This is a genomic window from Actinomadura sp. NPDC048394 (assembly GCF_040651755.1).
GTDB classification, from domain to species: Bacteria; Actinomycetota; Actinomycetes; order Streptosporangiales; family Streptosporangiaceae; genus Spirillospora; species Spirillospora montaniterrae.
In genome coordinates this window covers 1-1,383 of record NZ_JBEZJL010000193.1, presented here as the reverse complement: position 1 = coordinate 1,383, position 1,383 = coordinate 1, and the positions used below count along the sequence as shown (strand labels likewise).

At 68.5% G+C, this 1,383-nt stretch carries 1 protein-coding gene; it reads right to left on the bottom strand.

Features of this window, described 5'->3' with window-relative positions; translation table 11 throughout:
- Nucleotides 1-112: 112 nt before the first annotated feature.
- Nucleotides 113-730 (bottom strand): dihydrofolate reductase family protein, encoded by a 618-nt coding sequence (locus AB0C78_RS50790; RefSeq protein WP_360763070.1) that lies wholly within the window; start codon nucleotides 728-730, stop codon nucleotides 113-115.
- Nucleotides 731-1,383 lie beyond the last annotated feature (653 nt).

Here is a 1,383-nt window from a genome sequence, read left to right as displayed (position 1 = left end):
CGCAGGGGCGCGGCTCGCACATCATGATCTTCGCCCCGGCGCCGGAAGGCCCACGCGGGCTTGGGGGCGGCTGAGCCGGCTTGGGGCGGCTGAGCCGGCTTGGGATGGGCTCCTAGTCGGCGGCCTGCGGGAGGCTCGCCTTGGCCTTCGCGTAGTCGCCGGCCGGAGCGCCGTCGTCCAGGCGGTACACCAGGTGGACGACGCCGGTGGCGAAGGTCACGGAGGAGATCAGCTTCAGCGGCAACGGGGCGTCCGCGTCCTCGAACAGCCGCATCCCCTCGCCGACGGCGATCGGATGGACCAGCAGGTGAAGCTCGTCGAGAAGCCCCGCCGCCAGCAGCCGCCGGACGAGCGACACCGACCCGCTCATCGCGATGTCCGCCGTCGACGGTTCCGCCTTCAACGCCGTCACCGCCTCGATGAGGTCGCCCTTAAGCTGCTCGGAATTGCGCCAGGTGAACTCGAGCTCCTGCGTGGACACCACGATCTTGCGGGCGTCGCCGAGCTTCTTCGCGAAGGCCGCGTCCTCGGCGCCGGCCTTCTCGCGGTCCGGCCACGCGCCCGCGAAGCTTTCGTAGGTCCGGCGGCCGAGGAGGAGGGTGTCGGCCGAGCTCATCTGCGCGTCGACGGCCTGGCCCATCTCGTCGTTGAAGTAGGGGAAGTGCCAGTCCTGCGGGTTCTCGACGACTCCGTCGAGCGAGATGAACAGCCCCGCCGTGATCTTCCGCATCCTGATGCTCCTTGGCCGCTCGCGATGCTCATGGTGTTCACGGGCTTCGACCATCGCCGCCGCTGGAACTCATCGCCGCAGCCGCACCTGACCCTGCAGCGCCCGCGAGGTGTGGACATCGCGTGTTTGCGTGCGTGGTGAGCAGTCGGAGGAGGGGTGCCGCACATCCTCACGCGCCGAAATGCGGCTGCGGATGCGTCGAGGCCCGCCGCACTGCGTGACCGCGCTGACGCTGAGGGGTACGGACTGGTGGGTGTTGAGCCGGGGGAGGGGTGTTGCGGGGTGGCGAGGAGCGGGGTGGCGGCTGTCGGCCGGATGCCTTGATCTACGCGGCGTCGGCGCAGCCGGTTGGCCGGACGTGGGTGGACGTGGGCGTGCGTGGACATGGACGTGGGTGTGGACGTGGGTGTGTGGGGACGTGGTGTGGTTTGAGGGTGCGGGTTGGGGTGTTGGGTGCGGTGATCGTCAAGAGTGGGTGTTCGGGTGTGGAAAGTGCTCAAGGTCATCGAGCGAAAAAGTGTTCGGGGGCGGTTAGGTAGTTCGGGAGTCCTTAATTCGGGTGTTCGGGTGAATCACAAGAGGGGTGTTCGGGTGGTGGGGTGGCGCTTGCGTACGGGGCCGCCCCTCCAAAGTCAAGGGCGCCTTCGGCGTCG